Annotated in this window: 2 protein-coding genes; one reads left to right on the top strand and one right to left on the bottom strand. The window is 40.3% G+C overall.

All coding sequences use genetic code 11. The features are described 5' to 3' along the window. Positions 1-90 precede the first annotated feature (90 nt). Positions 91-672, bottom strand: a complete 582-nt coding sequence (locus SST111_RS07060) for a xanthine phosphoribosyltransferase (protein WP_099810485.1) — start codon at positions 670-672, stop codon at positions 91-93. A 217-nt stretch (positions 673-889) separates the two neighbouring features. Here SST111_RS07060 and SST111_RS07055 point away from each other — a divergent pair, with 217 nt between their 5' ends. Beyond that, positions 890-2,200 carry a nucleobase:cation symporter-2 family protein gene (locus tag SST111_RS07055; RefSeq protein WP_099810484.1) on the top strand — a complete coding sequence of 437 codons (1,311 nt, stop codon included), beginning with the start codon at positions 890-892 and terminating at the stop codon, positions 2,198-2,200. Positions 2,201-2,498: the final 298 nt, after the last annotated feature.

The raw sequence follows: 2,498 nt of genomic DNA, 5'->3' as shown, positions 1-2,498 counted from the left end.
TTATTTTTAGTGTAACATAAAAACTAACCCACCACAAAATGTGATAGGTTAGTTAACTTAATGACATTGGGCTTTTTGCCCAGCCTCCTTTTAAATATCCGCAGGTGCGAAAACAACCTGTCCATCTTGAAATTTTTCAATACGAGCGAGTGAAGTAACAGGTACACCTGCATCCAGTAAGAGCTGGCGACCATCTTGGAAGGATTTTTCGATGATGATACCAACCCCAGCCACTTGCGCTCCAGCCTGTTGGATAATATCAATCAAGCCTTTTGCTGCTTGTCCATTGGCCAAAAAGTCATCAACGATTAGAACACGGTCCTCAGGTGACAAAAACTTGCTAGCAATAGAAACGGTGCTAGTAACTTGCTTGGTGAATGAGTAGACTTCAGATGTCAAAATGCCTTCGGTCATAGTAATATTTTTATGCTTTTTAGCAAAAATCATTGGCACATCTAGGCTTTCTGCAACATAGACGGCTGGTACAATACCAGAGGCTTCGATTGTGACAACCTTGGTAATTTCTTTAGAGCGATAGGCATCTGCCAAGACCTGCCCCATTTCTTTCATCAAGCGAAAATCAACCTGATGGGTCAAAAATGAGTCAACTTTTAAGATATTTTCTCCTAATACCTGACCATCTTTTAAAATGCGTTCTTCCAAAGCTTTCATGCTTATCTTCTCCTCCAAATGATACTTTTGTGTATTATAGCATTTTTTTGCTAAAATCAAAACAATAAACGAATTTTTTGTGTTTGGATATTGTATATATCGACAAAATTCATTTAAAAATACGAACATTCTGTGTTTGTTGGAGTGGAATGTATTGAAAATGATTATATTTTCTGTTAGACTAATACCATTATTTAGGAATAAAGAAGGAGAAATCATGTCTCAGAATATAACAAATGAACATTCTTCGGATATGCTTTACGGAATTGATGAACAACCACCAAAAGGGATGGCTGTTTTGCTCGCTTTTCAGCATATTTTAGCAGCTTTTGCTGGAATCATCGCAGTGCCTCTTGTCGTTGCAAGTGCCTTAGGATTGTCAGTCGAAGATACTTCAATTATGGTATCAGCCTCTATCTTTGTTGCTGGTATTGCCACCATTTTGCAATCTAAAGGTGTTGGGCCAGTAGGTTCACGTGTCTCTGGTATGATGGGGACGGACTTTACCTTTGCCAATCCAGCTATCAGTGTTGGTAGTCAGTTGGGAATTGCTGGTATCGTGGGTGCAACCATTGCTGGTTCATTTGTAGAGATTGCTCTCAGTCGTTTTGTCAAACCCTTGATGCGCTTCTTTCCGCCATTGATTACAGGGACCGTTGTATCCCTCATCGGTATTACCCTCATGCCAGTAAGTATGGACTGGGCAGCTGGTGGTGCTGGTGCTTCAGACTATGCTTCGGTTGAAAATATCAGCATTGCCTTTATCGTCTTGGTCTTCACTTTGGCATTAAATCATTATGGTAAAGGAATGCTGAAAACAGCATCGGTCTTCTTTGGGATGGTTTTTAGTTACATCTTGTGTATTTTTCTTGGGAAAGTTGATTTGTCAGCTGTAGGAGATGCAGCCTGGTTTGCTCTTCCTAAAATTTTCCATTACGGTGTAAAATTTGACCTATCTTCTATTCTGGCCTTCATTCCTGCTTATGTCGTATCCTTGATTGGTACGGTAGGGATTATGATGGCCATTGGAGAAGCCTCAAATCAAAAGATTTCTTCTGAGCGGGCAGCAAATGGTGTTCTGGCAGATGGTGTTGGCTCCTTGATTGCCGGTGTTTTTGGTGCTGGTCCAAATACAGCCTTCTCACAAAACGTTGGCCTCATTACTTTGACAAAAGTTGCTAGTCGTCATGTCATGATTATTGCGGGTATTATTCTCACCCTACTCGGTGTCTTTCCAAAATTATCAGCCTTGATTTCCATCATGCCGCAGCCTGTTCTTGGTGGTGTTGGGATTATCATGTTCGGTTTGGTTGCAGCCCAAGGGATTAAGACTCTTGCAACTGTAAAAATTGGTGACCGTGAGCTCTTGATTATTTCCATTGCCTTTGCACTTGGTATTGGAGTGACTGTTCGTCCAGAATTATTGAGTCATCTTCCATCAGCTCTCCAAATGGTCTTCTCATCAGGTATTTCAACTGGGACCTTGGCTGCCTTGGTGTTAAATCTGGTGTTAAAAGAGGAAAAATAAGAGTTATTTTATTAGTTTGCTTAGATGAAAAGAGAAGGCTGGGCAAAAAGCCCAGGACCACTACTCAGAGTTCGTGTCAACATCTCAGCGCAGTGGTTGATTGGCAGATTTGTTCGTATTTTGTACTCCAAATCTGGCCTAATCAACTGTGCGGGGGTGGGAAGACGAACTCTTTTTTCTACCATTTGTCAAGCCTATCAAGGTATTTGATGAAAAATATTTTGAGTTCAATAGTCAAAATAAGGAAATTATTTTATTTTGGACTAAAGTTTAGTGTAAAAAGTGTATACAAAAGCAA

This window comes from Streptococcus suis YS161, assembly GCF_002760245.1.
Taxonomy (GTDB): Bacteria; Bacillota; Bacilli; order Lactobacillales; family Streptococcaceae; genus Streptococcus; species Streptococcus suis_I.
Note: the sequence above shows the minus strand (reverse complement) of the source record. Positions and strands in the feature narration are given on the sequence as shown.